At 69.6% G+C, this 25,920-nt stretch carries 22 protein-coding genes; 21 read left to right on the plus strand and 1 reads right to left on the minus strand.

Annotation, left to right across the window (positions count from 1 at the left end; translation table 11 throughout):
* Positions 1-569 precede the first annotated feature (569 nt).
* The 21 genes from thrB (at position 570) to BG482_RS17440 (ending at position 23,129) form a co-directional block, all read left to right on the plus strand.
* Complete coding sequence (thrB, locus tag BG482_RS17340; protein WP_069769940.1) at positions 570-1,499, plus strand: homoserine kinase; 930 nt, start codon at positions 570-572, stop codon at positions 1,497-1,499.
* 405 nt (positions 1,500-1,904) lie between these two features.
* Positions 1,905-3,959, plus strand: a complete 2,055-nt coding sequence (gene rho, locus BG482_RS17345; protein WP_069769941.1) for a transcription termination factor Rho — start codon at positions 1,905-1,907, stop codon at positions 3,957-3,959.
* Positions 3,960-4,105: 146 nt separating this feature from the next.
* A complete protein-coding gene (locus BG482_RS17350; protein WP_079141868.1) occupies positions 4,106-5,947 on the plus strand; it encodes a trypsin-like serine protease in 1,842 nt (613 codons plus the stop codon).
* A 166-nt stretch (positions 5,948-6,113) separates the two neighbouring features.
* Positions 6,114-7,253, plus strand: coding sequence for an LCP family protein (locus tag BG482_RS17355; RefSeq protein WP_069769942.1), 1,140 nt, complete (start codon positions 6,114-6,116; stop codon positions 7,251-7,253).
* A gap of 217 nt (positions 7,254-7,470) precedes the next feature.
* On the plus strand, positions 7,471-7,695 hold the full coding sequence (gene rpmE, locus BG482_RS17360) for a 50S ribosomal protein L31 (RefSeq protein WP_069769943.1): 225 nt from the start codon (positions 7,471-7,473) through the stop codon (positions 7,693-7,695).
* A gap of 107 nt (positions 7,696-7,802) precedes the next feature.
* Positions 7,803-8,879, plus strand: coding sequence for a peptide chain release factor 1 (gene prfA, locus BG482_RS17365; protein WP_069769944.1), 1,077 nt, complete (start codon positions 7,803-7,805; stop codon positions 8,877-8,879).
* Between the two features lie 87 nt (positions 8,880-8,966).
* Positions 8,967-9,806 carry a peptide chain release factor N(5)-glutamine methyltransferase gene (prmC, locus tag BG482_RS17370; RefSeq protein ID WP_069770011.1) on the plus strand — a complete coding sequence of 280 codons (840 nt, stop codon included), beginning with the start codon at positions 8,967-8,969 and terminating at the stop codon, positions 9,804-9,806.
* 83 nt (positions 9,807-9,889) lie between these two features.
* Positions 9,890-10,537: an L-threonylcarbamoyladenylate synthase gene (locus BG482_RS17375; protein WP_069769945.1), complete on the plus strand. Its 648-nt coding sequence runs from the start codon at positions 9,890-9,892 to the stop codon at positions 10,535-10,537.
* On the plus strand, positions 10,534-11,211 hold the full coding sequence (locus BG482_RS17380) for a protein-tyrosine-phosphatase (RefSeq protein ID WP_069769946.1): 678 nt from the start codon (positions 10,534-10,536) through the stop codon (positions 11,209-11,211). Before BG482_RS17375 ends, BG482_RS17380 begins: the two co-directional genes overlap by 4 nt.
* A gap of 217 nt (positions 11,212-11,428) precedes the next feature.
* Positions 11,429-12,667 carry a serine hydroxymethyltransferase gene (gene glyA, locus BG482_RS17385; RefSeq protein WP_069770012.1) on the plus strand — a complete coding sequence of 413 codons (1,239 nt, stop codon included), beginning with the start codon at positions 11,429-11,431 and terminating at the stop codon, positions 12,665-12,667.
* Between the two features lie 174 nt (positions 12,668-12,841).
* Positions 12,842-14,197 (plus strand): MraY family glycosyltransferase, encoded by a 1,356-nt coding sequence (locus BG482_RS17390; RefSeq protein ID WP_069769947.1) that lies wholly within the window; start codon positions 12,842-12,844, stop codon positions 14,195-14,197.
* Between the two features lie 539 nt (positions 14,198-14,736).
* Entirely contained in the window at positions 14,737-15,150 is a 414-nt protein-coding gene (locus tag BG482_RS17395; protein ID WP_069769948.1) for a hypothetical protein, read from the plus strand.
* 222 nt (positions 15,151-15,372) lie between these two features.
* Complete coding sequence (gene atpB / locus BG482_RS17400) at positions 15,373-16,182, plus strand: F0F1 ATP synthase subunit A (RefSeq protein ID WP_069769949.1); 810 nt, start codon at positions 15,373-15,375, stop codon at positions 16,180-16,182.
* Between the two features lie 72 nt (positions 16,183-16,254).
* Positions 16,255-16,500 (plus strand): ATP synthase F0 subunit C, encoded by a 246-nt coding sequence (gene atpE, locus BG482_RS17405; protein WP_067259277.1) that lies wholly within the window; start codon positions 16,255-16,257, stop codon positions 16,498-16,500.
* 43 nt (positions 16,501-16,543) lie between these two features.
* On the plus strand, positions 16,544-17,092 hold the full coding sequence (locus BG482_RS17410) for a F0F1 ATP synthase subunit B (protein ID WP_107450605.1): 549 nt from the start codon (positions 16,544-16,546) through the stop codon (positions 17,090-17,092).
* Positions 17,089-17,910 carry a F0F1 ATP synthase subunit delta gene (locus tag BG482_RS17415; RefSeq protein ID WP_069769951.1) on the plus strand — a complete coding sequence of 274 codons (822 nt, stop codon included), beginning with the start codon at positions 17,089-17,091 and terminating at the stop codon, positions 17,908-17,910. The genes BG482_RS17410 and BG482_RS17415 overlap by 4 nt, the downstream gene beginning before the upstream one ends.
* A gap of 134 nt (positions 17,911-18,044) precedes the next feature.
* Positions 18,045-19,634: a F0F1 ATP synthase subunit alpha gene (gene atpA / locus BG482_RS17420; protein ID WP_069769952.1), complete on the plus strand. Its 1,590-nt coding sequence runs from the start codon at positions 18,045-18,047 to the stop codon at positions 19,632-19,634.
* A gap of 21 nt (positions 19,635-19,655) precedes the next feature.
* Positions 19,656-20,597 carry a F0F1 ATP synthase subunit gamma gene (locus BG482_RS17425; protein WP_069769953.1) on the plus strand — a complete coding sequence of 314 codons (942 nt, stop codon included), beginning with the start codon at positions 19,656-19,658 and terminating at the stop codon, positions 20,595-20,597.
* The gene (gene atpD / locus BG482_RS17430; protein ID WP_069769954.1) at positions 20,597-22,033 is read left to right on the plus strand and encodes a F0F1 ATP synthase subunit beta; all 1,437 of its coding nucleotides are present in this window, start codon (positions 20,597-20,599) and stop codon (positions 22,031-22,033) included. Before BG482_RS17425 ends, atpD begins: the two co-directional genes overlap by 1 nt.
* 133 nt (positions 22,034-22,166) lie before the next feature.
* Positions 22,167-22,541, plus strand: coding sequence for a F0F1 ATP synthase subunit epsilon (locus tag BG482_RS17435; RefSeq protein WP_057584029.1), 375 nt, complete (start codon positions 22,167-22,169; stop codon positions 22,539-22,541).
* A gap of 141 nt (positions 22,542-22,682) precedes the next feature.
* Entirely contained in the window at positions 22,683-23,129 is a 447-nt protein-coding gene (locus tag BG482_RS17440; RefSeq protein WP_069769955.1) for a DUF2550 domain-containing protein, read from the plus strand.
* A gap of 66 nt (positions 23,130-23,195) precedes the next feature.
* On the opposite strand, the gene BG482_RS17445 is transcribed toward BG482_RS17440, so the two are convergent.
* The gene (locus BG482_RS17445; RefSeq protein WP_069769956.1) at positions 23,196-25,028 is read right to left on the minus strand and encodes a glycoside hydrolase family 18 chitinase; all 1,833 of its coding nucleotides are present in this window, start codon (positions 25,026-25,028) and stop codon (positions 23,196-23,198) included.
* Between the last annotated feature and the right edge of the window lie 892 nt (positions 25,029-25,920).

A 25,920-nucleotide genomic window follows, 5' to 3' on the forward strand; every position in this document is an offset into this window, starting at 1 on the left:
GGGTCGGACGGACGCGCGCCGGACGGACGAGGGTCGGACGGGGAACGGGCGTCGGGCGGACGGACGGTGGGCGGCATCGGGCGATGCCGAATGCCGCCCGGTGACGCCGACGCCGGCGCAGATGTCGACGTCGAGGTCGACGTCGAAGCAGATGCCGACGCAGGTGGCTCAAGGCCTCTCCGGTCGCCTGCCGGCCGACCGCCAGGTGGCCCTGGGCATCTCCGGCCCCCTGCCCCGGCGCCCCGGACGACCCCGGGTCCTCGCGCGATCCGCGCGGTCCTTCCGGTCCGCGCGGTCCTTCCGGTCCGCCCGGTCCGCGCGGCGTGCGCGACCTGTGAGCGACCCACCGGGGAGTTCCCCACCAGGGGTGCACGGGGGGCTTACGACACGCATCGTGCGCCTCCTGTGCGCCCTATGTCGCGGCAGAACCTTCCTTCGATAGGCTGTACCCAACCCGCCCACCGCATCTGCCGCAGTGACGCGTCGCCGTCGCCGTCGCGGTCCCGGGTCCTCATCTACGCATCGCATCTCATTCGACAGCCCCGCAGCTCAAGGAGAGTCATCGCAAGATGGCCGGTCCCGCCTTTCGCGCCGCCCCCGTCCGGGTGCGTGTCCCCGCCACCAGCGCCAACCTCGGCCCGGGCTTCGACGCCTTCGGCCTCGCGCTGGGACTCTTCGACGACGTGGTCGTCCGGGTGGCCGACTCAGGGCTGCACATCGACATCGCGGGGGAGGGCAGCGAGACGCTGCCGAGGGACGAGAAGCACCTTCTCGTCCGGTCCCTGCGCACGGCCTTCGACGTCCTGGGCGGCCAGCCGCGCGGCCTGGAGATCGTCTGCGCCAACCGCATTCCGCACGGCCGGGGTCTCGGTTCCTCGTCGGCCGCGATCTGCGCGGGAATCGTCGCCGCGCGCGCGGTGACCATAGGCGGTGAGAGCAGGCTCGACGAAGCGGCGCTGCTGGAACTCGCGACCGAGATCGAGGGGCACCCGGACAACGTGGCGGCCTGTCTGCTCGGCGGGTTCACCCTGTCCTGGATGGAGGCGGGCGCCGCGCGCGCGATCAGGATGGAGCCCGCCGGTTCCATCGTTCCGGTGGTTTTCGTGCCCGGAAAGCCGGTGCTGACCGAGACCGCGCGCGGATTGCTCCCGCGCTCCGTGCCGCACGTCGACGCGGCCGCCAACGCGGGCCGCGCCGGCCTGCTCGTCGAGGCCCTCACACGACGTCCCGAACTGCTGCTGCCGGCCACCGAGGACCGTCTGCACCAGGAGTACCGCGCGCCGGCCATGCCGGACAGCGCCGCACTGGTGGAGCGGTTGCGCGCGGACGGGATCCCCGCGGTGATCTCCGGCGCGGGGCCCACCGTGATGGCGCTGGCCGACGCGGGAACGGCCGACAAGATCGAGGCTTCGGCCGGTGCGGAATGGGCCGCGAACCGCCTGGCCCTGGATCTGCGAGGGGCGAGCGTGCTGCCCCTGGCGCCCTCCGGCGACATCTAGAAATGCGCGGTTGCCGGATTTCGAGAGGGGGAATGTTTGTTGGATCCGGTAGTGTTAATCTCAAGTCTGCACCCGACCCCACCATGGCGAGGTGCTTCGTGTCCCCCTTCGGGACAGACATTCTTCCGGGAGCCTCCCAAGCCGCACTGCGTTCCGTACGTCGTACCTGGGCAGTACGCCGTGCAGCGACGCTGAGCGGTCCTCGGGGCACGCTCCGGAATCGGTGCGACCTCGCGACGTGACACTGGGTGTCACGGTTCGCTCAGGAAGCGCCATCACCAGAAATCTCTTCCGCCGCTTCGGCGGACAACCGCCCCGGCTCGGCCACAGCAAGGACCGAAGTCGGACAGCACAAACGGTCGCCGAGCCAGACAGGCCGACGTCCGCTCCAGGGAAGGACCCTTCGTGAGCGACACCACCGATCTGATGGGCGCACGTGTCGAGGAGACCGCTGCCGCGCCCGCCACGGACGCCTCCGCGCCTGCCACCGGTGCGGGCTCGCGGCGGCGCCGCGGTACCGGCCTCGACGGCATGGTGCTGGCCGAGCTGCAGCAGGTCGCATCCGGACTCGGCATCAGGGGCACGGCGCGGATGCGCAAGAGCCAGCTGATCGAGGTCATCAAGGAGGCGCAGGGCGGGGGAGGCGGAGCCGCCCCCGCGAAGGCGACTCCCGCGGCCGAGGCCGCCGAGACCAAGCCCAAGCGCCGCGCGACCTCCAAGGCGCGCACGGGTGAGGCCGCCGAGAAGAAGGCGGACGCCGCCCCGGCCGAGGCCGCCGAGAAGGCCGTGGCCCAGCAGCAGATCGAGATTCCCGGCCAGCCGGCCGGTGGCGAAGCCCCCGCCGAGCGCCGTCGTCGCCGCGCCACCGCCGACGCGGGCAGCCCGGAGACGGTCGTCGCCGAGGCGAAGACCGCCGCGAAGACCGAGGCGGCCGCCCCGGCGCAGACCGAGGCCCAGGGCCAGCCGCAGGGCGACTCCCGCGGTGACGCCGACGGCGCCGAGGGCCGTCGTCGCGACCGCCGTGAGCGCGGCCGCGAGCGCGGTGACCGCAACGACCGTGGTGACCGCGGCGACCGCGGTGACCGTGGTGACCGTCGCAAGGGCGACGAGCAGCAGGGCGGCCAGCAGCAGCGTGGCGGTCAGCAGCAGGGCCAGCAGCAGAGCGGCGGCCGTCAGGACCGCCAGCAGCGTGACAACGGCCCGCAGGACGACGACGACTTCGAGGGCGGCCGGCGTGGTCGTCGCGGCCGTTACCGCGACCGCCGTGGCCGCCGTGGGCGCGACGAGATCGGCGCCGCGGAGCCGCAGCTCGCCGACGACGACGTCCTGATCCCCGTCGCGGGCATCCTGGACATCCTCGACAACTACGCCTTCATCCGGACGTCGGGCTACCTGCCGGGTCCGAACGACGTCTACGTCTCCCTCGCCCAGGTCCGCAAGAACGGCCTGCGCAAGGGCGACCACGTCACGGGCGCGGTCCGTCAGCCCAAGGACGGCGAGCGCCGCGAGAAGTTCAACGCGCTGGTCCGGCTGGACTCCACCAACGGCATGGCGCCCGATTCCGGGCGCGGGCGACCGGAGTTCAACAAGCTGACGCCGCTGTACCCGCAGGACCGCCTCCGTCTGGAGACGGACCCGGGCGTGCTGACGACGCGGATCATCGACCTCGTGTCGCCGATCGGCAAGGGCCAGCGTGGTCTGATCGTGGCTCCGCCGAAGACCGGCAAGACCATGATCATGCAGGCGATCGCCAACGCGATCACGCACAACAACCCCGAGTGCCACCTGATGGTCGTCCTGGTCGACGAGCGTCCGGAAGAGGTCACCGACATGCAGCGGTCGGTCAAGGGCGAGGTCATCTCCTCGACCTTCGACCGCCCCGCCGAGGACCACACCACGGTCGCCGAGCTCGCCATCGAGCGTGCCAAGCGTCTGGTGGAGCTGGGCCACGACGTCGTCGTGCTGCTCGACTCGATCACGCGTCTGGGCCGTGCGTACAACCTCGCCGCGCCCGCCTCCGGCCGCATCCTGTCCGGTGGTGTCGACTCGACCGCCCTGTACCCGCCGAAGCGCTTCTTCGGTGCGGCCCGCAACATCGAGGACGGCGGCTCGCTGACCATCCTCGCCACCGCGCTGGTGGACACCGGGTCCCGCATGGACGAGGTGATCTTCGAGGAGTTCAAGGGCACCGGCAACATGGAGCTCAAGCTCGACCGCAAGCTCGCCGACAAGCGCATCTTCCCGGCGGTGGACGTGGACGCGTCCGGCACCCGTAAGGAAGAGATCCTGCTCGGCAACGACGAGCTGGCCGTCGTCTGGAAGCTGCGCCGGGTGCTGCACGCGCTCGACCAGCAGCAGGCGATCGAGCTGCTGCTCGACAAGATGAAGCAGACGAAGTCGAACGGCGAGTTCCTGCTCCAGATCCAGAAGACGACGCCGTCGCCGGGCAACAACGACTGACGTCCGTCTCGCCGCACACCGCGACAAGGGCCGCCCTCCCAGGGGGCGGCCCTTGTCGTGTCAGTGGTCGTTGTTACGATCACGCTCTTCGATGGGCTGTTCGAGCCCGTACCGAATCTGATTCCTGATCCCTAGGGGGGGACCGAGTGGGTACATCCACGTCCGGGAGCGGTCGGCACAGACGCAAGCTGCGCATAGCGCTGCCCGTCGTCGCGGCAGGGCTGGCCGCTTCCGTCGCCGGTGCGCTGCTGACCTCGTCCGCCTCGGCCGCTACGGCGCCTCCGAGGCCCTCGTACAGCGCGCCGTCGGCCGAGCAGCTCACCAAGCGCCTCGCCATCGCCGTGGCCGGTGACGACACGCCGGGCGCGACGGGCAAGACGTCGCTCGGCGCACACACCGGCACCGGCACCGCCACCGTCGACCCGAAGATCATCGGCGGCACCACGACGACCATCACCACGGCCCCGTGGATGGCGCAGCTCTGGTACGGCGACGACCGCGGCACCGCGACCACCAGCGACGACATCGGCTTCTTCTGCGGCGGCACGGTCGTGTCGCCGACGAAGATCCTGACGGCCGCGCACTGCCTCAAGGACGAGACCGGCAAGAACTACAGCTGGTACTCGCACGGCACCGTCATCACCGGCACCTCGCAGCTGCCGGCCACCGACAGCAGCGGCAACATCACCGACCTGCACGGCGGCACCGTCAGCGGCGTCTGGCGGCAGTGGAACCACCCGTCGTACAGCCCGTCGACGATCGACAACGACATCGCCGTCCTGACCCTGCCGAACCCGGTCAAGGCCACGCCGATCCGTATGACGACGGCCGCCGACACCGCGTCGTACGCCGCCGGCACCCAGGCCAAGCTCTTCGGGTGGGGCCGCACCAGCTCCACCACGCAGGACATCTCCGACGTGCTGAAGACGGCCACGCTGCCGATCCAGTCGGACACCGCCTGTGCGAACTTCTACGGGGTCGACTTCGTCAAGGGCCACAACGTGTGCGCGGGCGACCCCGCCAGCGGCAGCGACGCGGGCACCACCTCCGCCTGCAACGGCGACTCCGGCGGTCCGCTGATCGTCAGGAACGCGGCCGGCGAGGACCGGATCGTGGGCGTCGTCTCCTGGGGCGTGAAGGACTGCGTCCAGAGCGGCGCGTACAGCGTCTTCACCAAGGTCTCCACGTACGTCGGCGCCGCCTATCCGCGCGTCGAGGACACCAACCTCAACGGTGACCACCTCGCCGACCTGTGGGTGCGCAACGCCTCCACCAAGACCGGCTACGAGCTCGACTCCAAGGGCGCCACGCTCGCCGCGCGCCAGTCCTGGGGCTCCTTCAGCGCCTACAACGTCGTCCTGCAGACCGACCTGGACCGGGACGGCTACCAGGACCTGCTGGTGCGCCGGGCGTCGGACGGTGACGTCTTCTGGCAGCACTACGTGCCCTCCACCGACTCCTGGGCGACCAAGCTCATCGGCGACAACTGGAAGACCCGTCAGAGCATCGTCGCCCCCGGCGACATGACGGGCGACTACCTGCCCGACATGCTGGCGGTGGACTCCGCGGGCGCGCTGTGGCTGTACCCGGGCAAGGGCAACGGAAGCTTCGGCAGCCCGCTCAAGATCGGTGCGGGCTGGAACAACTTCAACGTGGTGCGCGGCCACGGCGACTTCAGCGGCGACGGCCTGACGGACCTGATCGCGCGCAACAAGAGCACGGGCGCCGTGTACCTGTACCGGGGCCGCGGCGTGCTCAGCACGGCCGTTCTCCAGCCCGCTGTCAAGGTCGCGACCTGGACCAACACGACGTACAACGCCTTCGACGCGGTGGGCGACCTGAACAGCGACGGCAAGGCCGACCTGGTGGTCCGCACCCCCGGCGGCACCCTGTACCTGCTCAAGGGCACCGGTAGCGCCACGAGTGCGATCTTTGCCACAAGGGTCTCACTCGGGACGGGTTACCAGCAGTACGACCTCTTTGGCTGAGTCCCGCCGAAAACGCAGGTGAGCGAGGTGCGCCCGCTCGCCCGCGTCACGCTCCGTGCCCGGTCCGCTGCGGACCGGGCACGGAGCGTTGTGCAACCCTGTCCCGAGTTTCCCCGTCTGTCCTGGCGGAGTGACGATAGTGAGGTCGCGCGACAAAAGGAGCGAAGTGTCCGCCGAGAGCACGCCGGAGCCCGGCATACCGGGTGAGTCCGGCACAACGAGCGGGGCCGACGGCAGCAAGGGCCCGCGCCACCGCAGGCAGCGGGGCAGGCGCAAGGGGCTGTTGATCGCCGCATGGACCGCCGCGGGCATCGTGGTGCTGGGCGGCACCGGAGTGGGCTACCTGTACTTCAAGCTCAACGGCAACATCAAGAGCGTCGACATCGACCAGGCGCTGGGCACGAACAGGCCCAGCAAGGCCGACAACGGCTCCGAGAACATCCTCGTCCTCGGCTCGGACACCCGCTCCGGCGCCAACAAGAAGCTGGGCGGCGGCGCCGACGACGGCAGCGCCCGCTCCGACACGGCGATGATCATTCACGTGTACAAGGGCCACAAGAAGGCGAGCGTGGTCTCCGTTCCGCGCGACACCCTCATCGACCGCCCCGCCTGCACGGACGCCAAGGGCGTAGCGCACGACGCCGCGCGTGGCGTGATGTTCAATTCGGCGTACTCGACGGGTGGCGCGGCCTGCGCCGTGAAGACGGTCGAGTCGATCAGCGGCGTCCGGATGGACCACTACCTCGAAGTCGACTTCTCCGGGTTCGAGAAGCTCATCGACGAGCTGGGCGGCGTCCCGGTCACCACGACGAAGGCCATCAAGGACCCCGACAGCCATCTGGACCTCAAGGCCGGCACGCACACCCTCGACGGCGAACAGGCCCTCGGTCTGGTCCGCACCCGGCACGGCGTGGGCGACGGCTCCGACCTCGGGCGCATCCAGCTCCAGCAGGCCTTCATCAAGGCGCTCGTCAACCAGGTCAAGCACGTCGGCCTGTTCACCGGCGGCACGAAGCTGTACGACCTCGCCGACACCGCCACCAAGGCCGTCACGACCGACTCCCACCTCGGCTCGCTGAACTCCCTGATGTCCTTCGTGAACGGCCTCAAGGGCATCAGCGCGACCAACATGAACATGGTCACGATGCCGGTCCTGTACGACCCGTCCGATCCCAACCGGGTCATCGTCTCGGAGGCGAAGGCCAAGCAGGTCTGGGCGGCCCTGAAGAACGACCGGCCCATCCCGAAGACGGCCACGACGGGCAACGCGACGGGCGAGGCGGCCGGGGTCGTCACGTCGTCCTGACGCTGTAGTGACGGCGCACCGAGGTCGCCCTGACGTCGTCGTGAGGCCGGGGGGACGACCGGGCCGGCCGGCCCCCGGCAGGCCCGGGGAATAGATCGCCCCACCCCCCGGTTTTGGGGGATGCGGCCAGTCCTGGCAGACTGGTACGTCGGCTCCGGTTCACGCTCGTCGTATCCCGCGACAGCGACCCGGCGCCCTCCCGAAACTAGGAGACACCTTGAAGCGCGACATTCACCCCGAGTACGTCGAGACGCAGGTCAGCTGCACCTGTGGCGCGTCGTTCACCACCCGCAGCACGATCGAGGGCGGCAACATCCGCGCCGACGTCTGCTCCGAGTGCCACCCGTTCTACACGGGCAAGCAGAAGATCCTCGACACCGGTGGCCGCGTGGCCCGCTTCGAGGCCCGCTTCGGCAAGGCCGCCGCCGGCTCCAAGAAGTAGCGAGCCCCTCTTCGCCGGTCCACGGCAGTGTCCCCGTCCGGGGCACGCCGGGACCGGCGTTTTTGGTCGCCCGCCCTTCCCCCACGTTCGTCATTCAGGAGCCCACCATGTTCGAGGCCGTCGAGGAGTTGCTCGGAGAGCACGCCGACCTGGAGAAGAAGCTCGCCGACCCGTCGGTCCACTCCGACCAGGCCAACGCGCGCAAGCTGAACAAGCGCTACGCCGAGCTGACCCCCATCGTCGGCACGTACCGCTCCTGGAAGCAGACCGGCGACGACGTCGAGACCGCGCGCGAGTTCGCCGCCGACGACCCCGACTTCGCGGCCGAGGTCAAGGAGCTGGAGAAGCAGCGCGAGGAGCTCACCGAGAAGCTGCGGCTGCTGCTCGTGCCCCGGGACCCCTCGGACGACAAGGACGTCATCCTCGAGATCAAGGCCGGCGCGGGCGGCGACGAGTCGGCCCTGTTCGCCGGCGACCTGCTGCGGATGTACCTGCGCTACGCCGAGCGCGTCGGCTGGAAGACCGAGATCATCGACGCCACCGAGTCCGAGCTGGGCGGTTACAAGGACGTACAGGTCGCCGTGAAGACCAAGGGCGGCCAGGGCGCGACCGAGCCCGGACAGGGCGTGTGGGCGCGGCTGAAGTACGAGGGCGGCGTGCACCGGGTGCAGCGCGTGCCCGCGACCGAGTCCCAGGGGCGCATCCACACCTCCGCCGCAGGCGTCCTCGTGACGCCCGAGGCCGAGGAGGTCGACGTCGAGATCAACGCCAACGACCTGCGCATCGACGTGTACCGGTCCTCCGGCCCCGGCGGGCAGTCCGTCAACACCACCGACTCCGCCGTGCGCATCACGCACCTTCCCACCGGGGTCGTCGCCTCCTGCCAGAACGAGAAGAGCCAGCTGCAGAACAAGGAGCAGGCGATGCGTATCCTGCGCTCCAGGCTGCTGGCGGCCGCGCAGGAGGAAGCGGAGCGGGAGGCCGCCGACGCCCGCCGCAGCCAGGTCCGCACCGTCGACCGCTCCGAGAAGATCCGCACGTACAACTTCCCGGAGAACCGCATCTCGGACCACCGGGTCGGCTTCAAGTCGTACAACCTGGACCAGGTCCTGGACGGCGACCTCGACGCGGTGATCCAGGCGTGCGTCGACGCGGACTCGGCCGCCAAGCTCGCGGCCGCGTAGGCGATGTAGGACGTACGCACGACGAGTACGACACGGAGGACGCGCGTGCAGCAATCATTTGGGGGACGCCCCCCGAGCCCCCGCAGTCTGCTGCTCGCTGAGGTAGCTCAGGCCACCCAGCGGCTGGCCGACGCCGGCGTGCCCTCGCCGCGCAACGACGCAGAGGAGCTCGCCGCGTTCGTGCACGGTGTGAAGCGCGGTCAGCTCCACTCCGTGCAGGACTCCGACTTCGACGCCCGCTACTGGGAGGTCATCGCCCGGCGCGAGCAGCGCGAGCCGTTGCAGCACATCACCGGCCGGGCCTTCTTCCGCTACCTGGAACTCCAGGTGGGCCCCGGGGTCTTCGTCCCGCGTCCCGAGACCGAGTCGGTCGTCGGCTGGGCCATAGACGCCGTGCGCGCCATGGACGTCGTCGAGCCCCGCATCGTCGACCTGTGCACCGGCAGCGGCGCCATCGCCCTCGCCCTCGCCCAGGAGGTGCCGCGCTCCCGCGTGCACGCCGTGGAGCTGTCCGAGGATGCCCTGCGGTGGACGCGCAAGAACATGGAGGGGTCCAGGGTCGACCTGCGGCAGGGAGACGCCCTGGACGCCTTCCGCGACCTCGACGGCCAGGTCGACCTGGTCGTCTCCAACCCGCCGTACATCCCGCTCACCGAGTGGGAGTACGTCGCCCCCGAGGCCCGGGACTACGACCCCGAACTCGCCCTGTTCTCCGGCGAGGACGGCCTCGACCTGATCCGCGGCATCGAGCGCACCGCGCACCGGCTGCTGCGCCCGGGCGGCGTCGTCGTCATCGAGCACGCCGACACCCAGGGCGGCCAGGTGCCGTGGATCTTCACCGAGGAGCGGGGCTGGGCCGACGCCGCCGACCACCCCGACCTCAACAACCGGCCGCGCTTCGCCACCGCCCGCAGGGCGATGCCGTGAGCGTCGTCCCCGATGATTTCGACCCGCAGCAGGACGCGCACCCATACGCGCACAGGTACTTCGTGTACGAGGAGGCCCGCTAGATGGCACGGCGATACGACACCAACGACGCGACCGACCGCGTGACCGGTCTGCGCGAGGCCGCGTCCGCCGTCCGCCGTGGCGAGCTCGTGGTCCTCCCGACCGACACGGTGTACGGGATCGGCGCCGACGCGTTCTCCTCGGAGGCCGTCGCCGACCTGCTGGCGGCCAAGGGCCGGGGCCGCAACATGCCCACCCCCGTCCTCATCGGATCCCCGAACACGCTGCACGGGCTCGTCACGGACTTCTCCGAGATGGCCTGGGAACTCGTCGACGCGTTCTGGCCGGGCGCGCTGACGCTCGTCGCCAAGCACCAGCCGTCCCTGCAGTGGGACCTGGGCGACACCCGCGGCACCGTCGCCGTGCGGATGCCGCTGCACCCGGTGGCCATCGAGCTGCTCACGGAGGTCGGCCCGATGGCGGTCTCCTCGGCCAATCTCACGGGTCACCCCTCGCCGGAGACCTGCGACTACGCCCAGGAGATGCTCGGCGACTCGGTCTCCGTCTACCTCGACGGCGGTCCGACCCCCGGCAACGTGCCCTCCTCGATCGTCGACGTCAGCCGTGAGGTGCCGCTGCTGCTGCGGGCGGGCGCGATCTCCGCGGACGAGCTGCGGAAGGTCGTACCCGACCTCGAGGTGGCGAATTGACAGCCCCTGACGCGGGGCGTGGCATAGGCAACGGGGAACGTGCCGCGGAGCAGACGACGACGTTCGGGTTTCCGCGCGACACCTTCCGCATCCTCCACGTCAGCACCGGCAACGTCTGCCGCTCGCCCATCACCGAGCGGCTGACCCGGCATTTCGTGTCGCAGCGGCTCGGGGTGCTGGGCGGCGGGCTGATCGTGGAGAGCGCGGGCACCTGGGGCCACGAGGGCGCGCCGATGGAGGCCAACGCGGAGACCGTGCTGGCCGACTTCGGCGCGGACGCCTCCGGTTTCACGGGCCGCGAGCTGCTCGACGAGCACGTCATCATGGCCGACCTGGTCCTGACGGCGACCCGTGACCACCGCGCCCAGGTCATCTCCATGGGCCACTCGGCGGGCCTGCGCACCTTCACCCTGAAGGAGTTCACCCGGCTGGTGAACGCCATCGACCCGGCCACCCTCCCCCCGCTGGACGAGGGTGTGGTGATGCGCGCGCGGGCCCTGGTCCGCGCGGCGGCGGCTCTACGCGGGTGGCTTCTGGCCCCGACCCTGGAGGCGGACGAGGTCTACGACCCTTACGGGGCTCCCCTGCCGTTCTTCCGCTCGATCGGCGACGAGATACACCAGGCCCTGGACCCGGTCGTCACGGCCCTGACAGGCGTCCCGGCCCGCACCTGACCGGGCGCGCCCCCAGGCGGGTCGTGTCCGCACCACCGGCGTCGGACGTGGCCCGTGGTGGCACCGGGTGCCGTAGCCGTCCGCGGGACGTCGGCGGAGGCGCGGGGCCGTTCGCCCCGCGCCGCCGGGCGGCCCCGGAAGGACGTCGAGGCCGCGCGCGGGGTCTGTGGCGGGCCTACATTGGACGTACGTCACCGTCGACGCCCCGGAGCGCATCATGTCGGTCACCCATGTCCCCGAGGCCGATGTCCTGCGCCGGCAGGACCCCGAGCTGGCCGAGATCCTGCTCGGGGAACGGGAGCGGCAGGCGTCGACGCTGCAGCTGGTCGCCGCCGAGAACTTCACCTCGCCCGCAGTGCTCGCGGCGCTGGGCTCGCCGCTCGCCAACAAATACGCCGAGGGATATCCGGGGGCCCGCCATCACGGCGGCTGCGAGATCGTCGACGTCGCCGAGCGCATCGCCGTGGACCGTGCCAAGGCCCTGTTCGGGGCCGAACACGCCAACGTCCAGGCCCACTCGGGCTCCTCGGCGGTGCTGGCCGCCTACGCGGCGCTGCTGCGGCCCGGCGACACCGTCCTCGCGCTCGGGCTGCCCCACGGCGGGCATCTCACCCACGGTTCGCCCGCCAACTTCTCCGGGCGCTGGTTCGACTTCGTCCCCTACGGGGTGGACGCGGAGACGGGCCTCATCGACCACGGGCAGGTCCGGGCGCTGGCCCGCAGCCACCGGCCCAAGGCGATCGTGTGCGGATCCATCGCCTACCCCCGGCACATCGACTACGCCTTCTTCCGCGAGGTGGCCGACGAGGTCGGGGCCTACCTCATCGCCGACGCCGCCCACCCCATCGGTCTCGTGGCCGGGGGAGCGGCGCCCAGTCCGGTGCCGTACGCCGACATCGTCTGCGCCACGACGCACAAGGTGCTGCGCGGGCCGCGCGGCGGGATGCTCCTGTGCGGCGGCGAGCTGGCCGAACGGGTGGACCGGGCCGTGTTCCCGTTCACCCAGGGCGGCGCGCAGATGCACACCATCGCCGCGAAGGCGGTCGCGTTCGGGGAGGCGGCGACACCGGCGTTCGGCGCGTACGCCCATCAGGTGGTCGCCAACGCGAGGGTTCTCGCCGCCGCTCTGGAGAGTGAAGGGCTCAGCGTCACGACCGGCGGCACCGACACCCACCTCATCACCGCCGACCCCGCCCCGCTCGGCGTCGACGGCCGTGGCGCGCGGGGGCTGCTCGCGGCCGCAGGGATGGTGCTGGACTGCTGCGCCCTGCCGCACGCGCATGTCCGCGGTCTGCGCCTGGGCACCGCCGCGCTGACCACACAGGGCATGGGGGAGCAGGAGACGAGGCGGATCGCGGCGCTGATGGCGGGGGTGCTGCGGGGCGAGGTCGAGGGCAAGAAGGCCCGCGAGGAGGTGCGCGAGCTCACGTACGCGTTTCCGCCGTATCCGGGCTGAACCGGGGTACGCGTGCCCCGTGCGCACCCTCTCGCACACCCCCCGTGCGCCCGTGCACACAGCCTCACGTGAAACCATCGTCACTACCCGGCAGTCCTCACACATATGCGCCGTGCGGTAGACGATCGCTAGGGTGTGGGACTGAGATGGCCAGCGAGACCTGTGGGGAAGCCCGTGCGTGAATACCTGCTGACGCTCTGCATCACGGCCGCGGTGACGTATCTGCTGACCGGGCCGGTACGCAAGTTCGCGATCGTGGCCGGAGCGATGCCGGAGATCAGGGCCCGTGACGTGCACCGGGAACCCACTCCGCGGCTCGGCGGGATCGCCATGTTCTTCGGTCTGTGCGCCGGTCTGCTGGTCGCCGACCACCTCACCAACCTGAACGAGGTCTTCGAGAAGTCGAACGAGCCGCGCGCCCTGCTTTCGGGCGCGGCGCTGATCTGGCTGATCGGCGTCCTGGACGACAAGTTCGAGATCGACGCGCTGATCAAGCTGGGCGGCCAGATGATCGCCGCCGGCGTCATGGTCATGCAGGGTCTGACGATCCTGTGGCTGCCCATCCCGCTCGTCGGCACGGTCGCGCTGACCCAGTGGCAGGGCACCCTGCTGACGGTGGCGCTGGTCGTCATCACCATCAACGCGGTGAACTTCGTGGACGGCCTCGACGGCCTCGCCGCCGGCATGGTGTGCATCGCGGCGGCCGCGTTCTTCATGTACGCCTACCGCATCTGGTACTCGTACGGCATCGAGGCCGCAGCCCCCGCGACGCTGTTCGCGGCGATCCTGATGGGCATGTGCCTGGGCTTCCTGCCGCACAACATGCACCCCGCGCGGATCTTCATGGGCGACTCGGGCTCGATGCTGATCGGGCTGGTGCTGGCCGCGGGCGCGATCTCCATCACGGGTCAGGTCGACCCCGACGTCATGAAGCTGTTCTCCGGATCCGAGCGCAACGCCGTCCACCAGATGGTGCCGGTCTACATCCCGCTGGTGATGCCGTTGACGATCATCGCGATCCCGGCGGCCGACCTGATCCTGGCGATCGTGCGCCGCACCTGGCGCGGTCAGTCGCCGTTCGCGGCGGACCGCGGGCATCTGCACCACCGCCTGCTGGAGATCGGCCACTCGCACAGCCGCGCGGTGCTGATCATGTACTTCTGGTCGGCGCTGATCGCGTTCGGCGCGCTGGCCTACTCGGTCAACTCGGCCTCCATGTGGATCGTCCTCGGCGTCGTGGCGCTCAGCGCGGTCGGCCTCGGGCTGCTTCTGCTGCCGCGCTTCACGCCGCGCACGCCGCGCTGGGCCGAGGCCTTCGTCCCGCCCCGGTACCGGCGGCGGCGGGCGGAGGAGCGGAGCGGGGCCGTGGCGGCCGCCGCCGGGCCGGTCCCGGTGGGAGCGGCTCCCGCCGGGCGGACGCCGGAGACGGTCCCGGCCCGCGAGCCGGGCCCCCACCGCAAGCTGAACGGCAGCACCGCCCTGTCGGAGCGGACCGCGCGGGTGCGGACCCAGGAGCGCGAGCGGGCGTAGGGCGGGCGCGGTGCGGCGCGTGCGGGCCCGGGCGCGTGTGGGGGCCGGCCGTACGGTCCGCCGGCCCGGAGCGGGCGGTGAACTGCCTCTCGCTCCAGGGCCGTTGGAGCAGGGACGCCGGTCGGTCACGGAGCAGCCGTCCCACCCGTTGATGAGGGACGTTTCACAGATGACGGAGGGTCGGATGAGACCGTTGCCCCTGCCTCTCACTCACTCCCGACAAGGTAAGAATCTGACTAGAGCATTGCCAAGTCGTGGGGGAAATGCGGGCAGTCAAACGCCCCCAATACCAGACAAGCTCCCCGCGAATCCGCACAGACGCGCGCTGTCACTCTCATGTGTGACAGCGAGCACACCTGATAGGTAAAGACCTCATCAAATAGTTTGTGATACGGTTCACGAGTACCCCCGGACAGAGCCGATGGACCGCACCACGACGGTCCGCCGGAGCGAGGCGGCGTGAGGTCTCTCGCCCCTCGGGCCGGGACTACGCTCGTCCATGACGACACCCTGCCCCCCTTGATTGCGGAGTTGCCGCCATGCAGTCCAACGACGTACGAACGCTCCTGCACTGTGCCCTGCCCACCGCTGTCGCGGGTGTGGCGGGAGTCGCGGTGAGCGCCGCCGTCGCCGGCGGCAAGGGAGCGCTCGGAGCCGTCTTCGGGGCGCTGCTCGTCCTGCTGTTCATGGGGGGCGGACTGGTGGTGCTGCTGCGCACCGCGCGCCAGTTCCCTCATCTGTTCCAGTCGATGGGGCTGTTGCTCTACACCACACAGATCCTGTTGCTGATGATCGTCCTGATCACTTTCAAGGGGACCTCGGCCTTCAATCCGAAATGCTTCGCGTTCACGCTGCTCGCCGCCACCCTCGTGTGGATCGCGGCTCAGGTGCGTTCGCACATGAAGGCCAAGATCCTCTACGTCGAGCCGGACTCCGCCCGGACCTCGTCGTGACCTGTAGGGCCGGTGTAAAGGGCCTTCCGCTCTTTTGCTATGGTCTCGCCACAACTGCGGCAGAGCTGGCGCGGGCGGCAAGCGTGCCTGTGACGTCTCACGGTTCGGAGCCCAGTCGCCGCCCCCTTATCCGCAAGTCCAGTCCAGTGCCGTCCCGCGGTCGCAGGCCGCGCCGACACATCGAGGTTGCCGTACCCATGCGCCACGCTGAAGGAGCTCGCGGTGAGTAACGCCAAGACGCTCGCCTTCGAGACCGACTGTCATATTTTCGACGGGTGCGGTTTCCCGACCCCCGGCCTGCACTCGTTCATGTTCGAGCCGCTCTTCACCGTCGGCGGCATCGAGTTCAACAAGCCGATGCTGCTCTCGCTGGTGAGCACCGTCGTCGTCATCGGGTTCTTCTGGGCGGCCTTCAACAAGCCGAAGCTGATTCCCGGCAAGCTCCAGATGGTCGGCGAGGCCGGCTACGACTTCGTGCGCCGAGGCGTCGTCTACGAGACGATCGGCAAGCGCGAGGGCGAGAAGTACGTCCCGTTGATGTTCGCGCTGTTCTTCTTCATCTGGATCATGAACTTGTGGTCGATCATCCCGATCGCCCAGTTCCCGGCCACCGCGGTCATCGCCTTCCCGGCGGGCCTCGCGGCCATCGTCTACATCCTGTGGATGAGCCTGACGTTCAAGCGCCACGGCTTCATCGGCGGTTGGAAGAACATCACCGGCTACGACCCGTCGCTCGGCCCGGTGTTCCCCATGGTCATGTTCTTCGAGTTCCTGTCGAACGTGTTCATCCGGCCGTTCACGCACGCCGTCCGGCTCTTCGCGAACATGTTCGCGGGCCACGTTCTGATCCTCATCTTCACCATCGGAACCTGGTACCTGCTCAACGGCATCGGCATCGCCTACTCGGCGGTCTCGTTCCTGATGGTCCTGGTGATGACGGTCTTCGAGCTGTTCATCCAGGCCCTCCAGGCCTACGTCTTCATCCTCCTGTCCTGCAGCTACATCCAGGGCGCGCTCGCCGAGCACCACTGAGCACCCGCACCACCCCCTGAACTTCCGGTGGCCAACCCCCACCGGCCTGTGTAAAGAGAAGGAAGTTACGGCATGTCCGCTCTCGACACCCTCGCCGCGGTCGAAATCAAGGGCAACCTCGCTGCCATCGGCTACGGTCTCGCGGCCATCGGCCCCGGCGTCGGCGTTGGCATCATCTTCGGTAACGGCACCCAGGCTCTGGCCCGTCAGCCCGAGGCTGCCGGCCTGATCCGCCAGAACCAGATCCTGGGCTTCGTCCTCTGTGAGGCGCTCGCCCTGATCGGCCTGGTCATGGGCTTCGTCTACCCGTCTGCCTGACGGTTTCGGCCGACGAGAGAATTCCACGGAAGGAACTGATGTGATCTCGCCCTTGCTGCAACTCGCGGCTGAGGAGGAGGCCCAGAATCCTCTGATCCCGGAGATCCCCGAGCTCGTCATCGGTCTGATCGCGTTCGCGATCGTGTTCTTCGTCCTGGGCAAGAAGCTCCTTCCGAACATCAACAAGGTTCTGGAAGAGCGCCGCGACGCCATCGAGGGCGGGATCGAACAGGCCGAGATTGCTCGGACCGAGGCGCAGAGCGTTCTGGAGCAGTACAAGGCACAGCTCGCCGAGGCCCGCCACGAGGCCGCGCGCATGCGCCAGGAGGCGCAGGAGCAGGGCGCCACGCTCATCACCGAGATGCGCGCGGAAGGCCAGCGCCAGCGCGAGGAGATCGTCGCCGCCGGGCACAGCCAGATCGAGGCAGACCGCAAGGCCGCCGCGTCCGCGCTGCGTCAGGACGTCGGCAAGCTCGCCACCGAACTGGCCGGCAAGCTCGTCGGCGAGTCCCTCGAGGACCACGCCCGGCAGAGCCGCGTCATCGACCGCTTCCTCGACGAGCTCGAGGAGAAGGCCGAGGCGTCTCGATGACCGCACACGGAGCGAGCCGCGAGGCATTCGCAGCAGCCCGTGAGCGTCTTGACGCGCTGACGGACTCCACGTCCGTGGACGCGGCGCTGCTCGCAGAGGAGCTGGCGTCCGTCACGGCGCTGCTCCACGGCGAGATCTCGCTGCGCCGGGTCCTCACCGACCCGGCGCAGGCCGCCGACCGCAAGGCCGAGCTGGTCAAGCGCCTGCTCGGCAGCCAGGTCAGCGGTCCCACCGCCGACCTGGTGGCCGGCACGGTGCGTTCCCGCTGGTCGCAGTCCCGCGACCTGGTGGACGTGCTGGAGGAGCTGGCGAACATCGCCGACCTCACCGCCGCGCAGAAGGCCGGCACGCTCGACGACGTCGAGGACGAGCTGTTCCGCTTCGGGCGGATCGTCTCCTCCAACACCGAGCTGCGCGCCGCACTGACCGACCGGAAGGCCACCGTCCCGGCCAAGAGCGAGCTGCTGCGCAGCCTGCTCGGGGGCCGGGCCGACGCGGCCACCGTGCGACTGGTGACGCGCCTCGTGACCGTGCCGCGTGGACGTAGCCTGGAAGCGGGCCTCGAGTCCCTGTCCAAGCTGGCCGCGGAGCGCCGCGACCGCATGGTCGCCGTCGTCACCTCGGCGGTTCCGCTGAGCGACCCGCAGAAGCAGCGTCTCGGCGCGGCCCTCGCGAAGCTCTACGGCCGCAGGATGCACCTCAACCTCGACGTGGACCCCTCGGTCCTCGGCGGGATCCGGGTGCAGGTCGGCGACGAGGTGATCAACGGCTCCCTCGCGGACCGCATCGAGGACGCCGCCCGCCGCATGGCGAGCTAGCAGCAACTCAAGACCGCAGTACGAACTGATGGCGGCCCTGGTTGGGCCGTGCAGAGGATTCACCTCTTCCAGGGGGGAGTCCCCATCCCCCCAAAGTGAAACTTCGGGCCCAACAAGGAGAGCAGGGAACCCAGATGGCGGAGCTCACGATCCGGCCGGAGGAGATCCGGGATGCGCTGGAGAACTTTGTCCAGTCGTACAAGCCGGACGCGGCCTCGCGCGAGGAGGTCGGTACGGTCACCCTTGCCGGCGACGGCATCGCGAAGGTCGAGGGCCTCCCCTCGGCCATGGCCAACGAACTGCTGAGGTTCGAGGACGGCACCCTCGGTCTCGCGCTCAACCTCGAAGAGCGCGAGATCGGTACCGTCATCCTCGGCGAGTTCAACGGCGTCGAGGAAGGCCAGCCGGTCACCCGCACCGGAGAGGTCCTGTCCGTCGCCGTCGGCGAGGGCTACCTGGGCCGGGTCGTCGACCCGCTCGGCAACCCGATCGACGGCCTCGGCGAGATCGAGACGTCCGGCCGCCGTGCCCTGGAGCTTCAGGCTCCCGGTGTCATGGCCCGTAAGTCGGTGCACGAGCCGATGGAGACCGGCTACAAGGCCGTCGACGCGATGACCCCGATCGGCCGTGGTCAGCGGCAGCTGATCATCGGCGACCGCCAGACCGGCAAGACCGCCCTGGCCGTCGACACGATCATCAACCAGCGCGACAACTGGCGCACCGGCGACCCGAAGAAGCAGGTCCGCTGCGTCTACGTCGCCATCGGTCAGAAGGGCTCGACCATCGCCTCCGTGCGTGGCGCCCTCGAAGAGGCCGGCGCGCTGGAGTACACGACCATCGTCGCCGCCCCGGCGTCCGACCCGGCCGGCTTCAAGTACCTGGCGCCGTACACCGGTTCGGCCATCGGTCAGCAGTGGATGTACGAGGGCAAGCACGTCCTCATCATCTTCGACGACCTCTCGAAGCAGGCCGACGCCTACCGCGCCGTGTCGCTGCTGCTGCGCCGCCCGCCGGGCCGTGAGGCCTACCCGGGTGACGTCTTCTACCTGCACTCCCGTCTGCTGGAGCGCTGCGCGAAGCTCTCCGACGAGCTGGGCGCCGGCTCGATGACCGGTCTGCCGATCGTCGAGACCAAGGCCAACGACGTCTCGGCGTTCATCCCGACCAACGTCATCTCCATCACCGACGGCCAGTGCTTCCTGGAGTCCGACCTGTTCAACGCCGGTCAGCGCCCGGCCCTGAACGTCGGTATCTCGGTCTCCCGCGTCGGTGGCTCCGCCCAGCACAAGGCCATGCGCCAGGTCTCGGGCCGGCTCCGCCTCGACCTCGCCCAGTACCGTGAGCTGGAGGCGTTCGCCGCCTTCGGTTCCGACCTGGACGCCGCGTCGAAGTCGCAGCTGGAGCGCGGTCAGCGCCTGGTCGAGCTGCTCAAGCAGCCGCAGTACCAGCCGATGCCCACCGAGGACCAGGTCGTCTCCGTCTGGGCCGGCACCACCGGCAAGATGGACGACGTTCCGGTCTCCGACGTCCGCCGCTTCGAGAAGGAGCTGCTGGACTACCTGCACCGCAAGGAGCAGGGCCTCATGACCTCCATCAAGGAGGGCGCGAAGATGTCGGACGACACCCTCACCGCTGTTGCCGACGCGATCGCCGAGTTCAAGAAGCAGTTCGAGACCTCGGACGGCAAGCTTCTCGGCGAGGACGCCCCGGCCGCGGCCAAGTGACGTAAGGAAGGGACCTGACTCATGGGAGCCCAGCTCCGGGTCTACAAGCGTCGCATCCGATCCGTCACCGCGACCAAGAAGATCACCAAGGCGATGGAGATGATCGCCGCCTCGCGCGTCGTCAAGGCGCAGCGCAAGGTGGCGGCCTCCGCGCCGTACGCGACCGAGCTCACCCGCGCGGTCTCGGCGGTCGGCACCGGTTCGAACACCAAGCACCCGCTGACCACGGAGGCGGAGACGGCGACCCGTGCCGCGGTGCTGCTCCTCACGAGCGACCGCGGACTGGCCGGCGCCTTCAACTCCAACGCGATCAAGGCCGCCGAGCAGCTGACGGCGCGCCTCGAGGCGGAGGGCAAGGAGGTCGACACGTACATCGTCGGCCGCCGCGGTCTGGCCCACTACAACTTCCGTGAGCGCAAGGTCGCGGAGTCGTGGTCGGGCTTCACCGACGAGCCCACCTACGCGGACGCGAAGAAGGTCGCGGGTCCGCTGATCGAGGCCATCGAGAAGGACACGGCGGAGGGCGGGGTGGACGAACTCCACATCGTCTTCACCGAGTTCGTCTCGATGATGACGCAGACGGCGCTCGGCGACCGTCTGTTGCCGCTCAGCCTCGACGAGGTCGCGAAGACCGAGTCATCAGCGGCTCCCGCCGCGGGGGCGCCGAAGGGCGAGATCCTTCCGCTGTACGACTTCGAGCCCTCGGCGGAGGACGTCCTCGACGCCCTGCTGCCGCGCTATGTGGAGAGCCGCGTCTACAACGCGCTTCTCCAGTCGGCAGCCTCGAAGCACGCCGCCACGCGGCGCGCGATGAAGTCGGCCACCGACAACGCAGGAGAGCTCATCGAGACGCTCTCCCGCCTTGCCAACGCGGCCCGCCAGGCCGAAATCACCCAGGAAATCAGCGAGATCGTCGGTGGCTCCGCAGCCCTGGCCGACGCGACCGCGGGGAGTGACAGGTAATGACGACGACAGTTGAGACGGCCGTTGCCACGGGCCGCGTCGCCCGGGTCATCGGCCCGGTCGTCGACGTGGAATTCCCCGTCGACGCCATGCCGGAGATCTACAACGCCCTTCACGTCGAGGTGGCCGACCCGGCCCTCGCCGGCGAGAAGAAGACGCTGACCCTGGAGGTCGCCCAGCACCTGGGTGACGGCCTGGTCCGCACCATCTCCATGCAGCCCACCGACGGTCTGGTCCGCCAGGCCCCGGTCACCGACACCGGCACGGGCATCACCGTCCCGGTCGGCGACTTCACCAAGGGCAAGGTGTTCAACACCCTCGGTGAGGTGCTGAACGTCGACGAGCAGTACGAGGGCGAGCGCTGGTCCATCCACCGCAAGGCCCCCAACTTCGACGAGCTCGAGTCGAAGACCGAGATGTTCGAGACCGGCGTCAAGGTCATCGACCTTCTCACCCCGTACGTCAAGGGTGGAAAGATCGGTCTGTTCGGCGGTGCCGGCGTCGGCAAGACGGTGCTCATCCAGGAGATGATCTACCGCGTCGCCAACAACCACGACGGTGTCTCCGTGTTCGCCGGTGTCGGCGAGCGCACCCGTGAGGGCAACGACCTCATCGAGGAGATGGCCGACTCGGGCGTCATCGACAAGACCGCCCTGGTCTTCGGTCAGATGGACGAGCCCCCGGGCACCCGTCTGCGCGTGGCCCTGGCCGGTCTGACCATGGCGGAGTACTTCCGCGATGTGCAGAAGCAGGACGTGCTGTTCTTCATCGACAACATCTTCCGCTTCACCCAGGCCGGTTCCGAGGTCTCGACCCTGCTCGGCCGCATGCCCTCCGCGGTGGGTTACCAGCCGAACCTGGCCGACGAGATGGGTCTCCTCCAGGAGCGCATCACCTCGACCCGTGGTCACTCGATCACCTCGATGCAGGCGATCTACGTCCCCGCGGACGACCTGACCGACCCGGCCCCGGCCACCACCTTCGCCCACCTCGACGCGACGACGGTGCTCTCCCGTCCGATCTCCGAGAAGGGCATCTACCCGGCCGTGGACCCGCTGGACTCCACGTCCCGGATCCTGGACCCCCGCTACATCGCGGCGGACCACTACAACACCGCGATGCGCGTCAAGACGGTCCTGCAGAAGTACAAGGACCTTCAGGACATCATCGCGATCCTCGGTATCGACGAGCTGGGCGAAGAGGACAAGCTCACCGTCCACCGCGCCCGTCGTGTCGAGCGCTTCCTGTCCCAGAACACCCACGTCGCCAAGCAGTTCACCGGCGTCGACGGGTCGGACGTCCCGCTGGACGAGTCGATCACCGCGTTCAACGCGATCATCGACGGCGAGTACGACCACTTCCCGGAGCAGGCGTTCTTCCTGTGCGGTGGCATCGAGGACCTGAAGGCCAACGCCAAGGAGCTGGGCGTCTCCTGAACTCCCTGAGTTCGCAGTGAGCCTCGCGGCTCACGTCTGAGGGGGCGGGCGCGTCCCGCCCCCTCACTCACGCCCCTTAGACTTGTAACCAACACCCGGCAGAATCAGCCGGGTGGTGACCCGAGGAGCCACCTTGGCTGCTGAGCTGCACGTCGCGCTGGTCGCGGCCGACCGAGAGGTCTGGTCCGGCGAGGCCACCCTGGTCGTCGCGCGCACCACGTCCGGCGACATCGGCGTCATGCCCGGTCACCAGCCGCTGCTCGGTGTGCTGGAGTCGGGCCCGGTGACCATCCGTACGAGTGATGGTGGAACGGTCGTCGCCGCGGTGCACGGCGGTTTCATCTCGTTCGCGGACAACAAGCTGTCGCTGCTGGCCGAGATCGCCGAGCTGTCGGACGAGATCGACGTCCAGCGCGTGGAGCGGGAGCTGGAGCGCGCGAAGGCGGAGGGCGACGCCGCCGCCGAGCGTCGTGCCGACGTACGACTGCGTGCGGCGGCCTCGCGCTGACCCAGGGCACAGCCGCATGACGTCACTCAGCCGCGGTCGGTTCCGGAGCAATCCGGCGCCGACCGCGGCTGAGGCAGATATGGATGTTTTTTCCGTTCCGTTACCTATTTCGGTACCTAGGAGACGAGGAGGTCGGTGTCGATGGTCCTCGCTCTGACTGTGTGCGGAATCGTCGTGGCCCTGGTGGTGCTGGGGTTGTTCGTCTTCGGTCTGCGCCGCAGACTCATCCAGCGCTCCGGCGGCACCTTCGACTGTTCGCTGCGCTGGGACGTCCCCGAGGAACCGGACACGAGCGGAAAAGGCTGGAGTTACGGCGTCGCCCGCTACAACGGCGACCGCATCGAGTGGTACCGGGTCTTCTCCTACGCCTACCGCCCGCGCCGTGTCCTGGAGCGCGGCTCGATCGAGGTCGCCGGCCGCCGGCTGCCCGAGGGCGAGGAGGAGCTGGCGCTGCTGTCCGACGCGGTCGTCCTCGTCTGTGTGCACCGGGAGACCCGTCTCGAACTCGCCATGAGCGAGGACGCGTTGACCGGGTTCCTCGCCTGGCTGGAGGCGGCCCCGCCCGGTCAGCGGGTGAACGTGGCGTAGCGGCGTCCGCCCTCCCCGGACGGATCCGGGTCCGAAGGGGAGCGAACGCCGCCGGTGGGGCCGGTTCTACAGGTTGTTGCTGATGGCGCTCACGAGTTCGCCGCTCGCGGTGTCACCGCTGAACTCCCAGAAGAACGCGCCGCCCAGGCCCTGGTTCTTGGCCCAGGTCATCTTTCCGGCGATGGTGGCCGGGGTGTCGTAGGACCACCAGTTGCTGCCGCACTTGGCGTACGCCGTGCCGGCGACGGTTCCGGTGGCCGGGCAGGACGTCTTGAGGACCTTGTAGTCCTCGATGCCCTGCTCGTAGGTGCCCGCCGCAGGGCCCGTGGCGGTACCGCCCGGGGCGTCCTGGGTGACGCCGGTCCAGCCCCGTCCGTAGAAGCCGATGCCGATGAGCAGCTTGCTCGCGGGCACGCCCTTCGCCTTGAACTTGGCCATCGCGTCCGCCGTCGTGAACCCGGCCGTCGGGATGCCGCTGTACGAGGTGAGCGGCGAGTGCGGGGCGGTCGGGCCCTGGGCCGCCCAGGCGCCGAAGAAGTCGTACGTCATCACGTTGTACCAGTTGACGTACTGCGCGGCGCCCGCGTAGTCGGCGGCGTCGATCTTGCCGCCGGAGGAGCCGTCGGCGGTGGTGGCCGCGGTGACCAGGTTGCCCGTGCCGAACTTGGCGCGCAGGGCCTGCATCAGGTTCTTGTAGGCCGCGGCCCCGCTGGTGTCGCAGGACAGGCCGCAGGCGTTGGGGTACTCCCAGTCGATGTCGATGCCGTCGAAGACGTCGGCCCAGCGCGGGTCCTCGACCAGGTTGTAGCAGGACTGCGCGAACGCGGCCGGGTTGGCCGCGGCCTGGGCGAAGCCGCCGGACCAGGTCCAGCCGCCGAAGGACCACAGCACCTTGATGTGGGGGTACTTGGCCTTCAGCTGACGCAGCTGGTTGAAGTTGCCGCGCAGCGGCTGGTCCCAGGTGTCGGCGACGCCGCTGACGGACTGGTCGGCGGTGAAGGCCTTGTCGTAGTCCGCGTAGGAGTCGCCGATCGCGCACTGGCCGTTCGTGACGTTGCCGAAGGCGTAGTTGATGTGCGTGATCTTGGCGGCGGAGCCGGACGTCACCAGGTTCTTGACGTTGTAGTTGCGGCCGTAGATGCCCCACTCGGTGAAGTAGCCGAGCTTGACCTTGTCGCCGGTGGTCGGAGGGGGATTGGTGCCGCCGCCGGTGGTGTGCACCGAGACCGCGCCGCCGGCCGGACCGGTCTGGTCGGCGGTGTCGCGGGCCCGGACGCTGTAGGAGTAGTCGGTGCCGGCGGTCAGACCGGTGTCGGTGTACGAGGTCGTGGTCACCGTGGCGACCTTGGAACCGTCGCGCAGGACGTCGTAGTTCTTGACGCCCTTGTCGTCGGTGGCGGCCGACCAGGCCAGCTTCACCGAGGTGTCGGTGACGGCGGACGCGGTCGGGGTGCCCGGAGCGGACGGGGCGGCGTCGCCCGGGACCGTCGTGCCGTCACAACCGCCGCCGTTGAGCTTGCAGTTGGACGGGGAGCCGGTGCCCGCGCCGTTGAATCCGAAGGAGACGGAGGCACCGGGGGCGATGGCGCCGTTGTAGGACTTGTTCTTGGCGGTCCAGTGGGCGCCGGAGGAGGTGACGTCGGCGTCCCAGGCGGAGGTGACGGAGGTGCCGGAGGGGAAGTCCCACTCGACCGTCCATGAACTGATGGCGGTGGTGCCGGTGTTCTTCACCGTCCACCTGCCCTCGAAGCCGGTGCCCCAGTCGGACGCCTTGGCGTAGGTGGCGGTGGCCGCCGATGAGTCTGCCGCGGCTTGGGCGGGGCCCGTGAGGCCCACCAGTCCTGCCAGCGGGAGCAACAGGGTCGCGAACCCTGCCGCGGCTCTGTGTCTGAAGCGCATCCTGCGCCTCCTCGGGGGGAGTTGGGGGGGCGTGACTGAGCCTTCACACCCACGGTGCCGCGAGAATAGAAAGGTCTGGACCACAGGTCAATAGGTCTGGACCAGTGCGGGGCGATAAACCTCGGACCGCCCTCCGGATGGCCTCCGAACGGGTTCGGGGAGATCTCCGGATGATCTGCGGATGACCTCCCGGTATCACTCGGGCCCGGTCCGCATTCCCAACTCCTGTGCCGGCAGCGCCGCTTGGACCCGGCTGCGCAGCTCCGGTTTCCCCGTGGGCCGGCTCACGCGGGTCTTTGCCGTCGCCTCCGCCCCGTCCCGGAGGGCGCGCGGGCCGGCCGCGCGGCCGGCCCGCGCGCCCTCCGGGACGGGGCGGGCTCGGCGATCGGACGCCGGGTCACGGCCGGGGCGATCGGCCCCTCCCCGGCCGCCACCGTACGGACCGCGGCCGGCAGTCTGCGGCCTCCGTGCTCTTCAGCGGAAAGCCGGCAGCGGCGGATGCTGTGCGCCGTCGGCGTCACCCTCGTCGTCGCCGCGAGGTACACCCTCTTCCCGAGGAGGCGAGCGAAGGGTGAACCGGAGCGGGNTGGCCGCCGATGAGTCTGCCGCGGCTTGGGCGGGGCCCGTGAGGCCCACCAGTCCTGCCAGCGGGAGCAACAGGGTCGCGAACCCTGCCGCGGCTCTGTGTCTGAAGCGCATCCTGCGCCTCCTCGGGGGGAGTTGGGGGGGCGTGACTGAGCCTTCACACCCACGGTGCCGCGAGAATAGAAAGGTCTGGACCACAGGTCAATAGGTCTGGACCAGTGCGGGGCGATAAACCTCGGACCGCCCTCCGGGACGGGGCGGGCTCGGCGATCGGACGCCGGGTCACGGCCGGGGCGATCGGCCCCTC

Source organism: Streptomyces sp. LUP30, from assembly GCF_001746365.1.
In the GTDB taxonomy this organism is placed as follows: domain Bacteria; phylum Actinomycetota; class Actinomycetes; order Streptomycetales; family Streptomycetaceae; genus Streptomyces.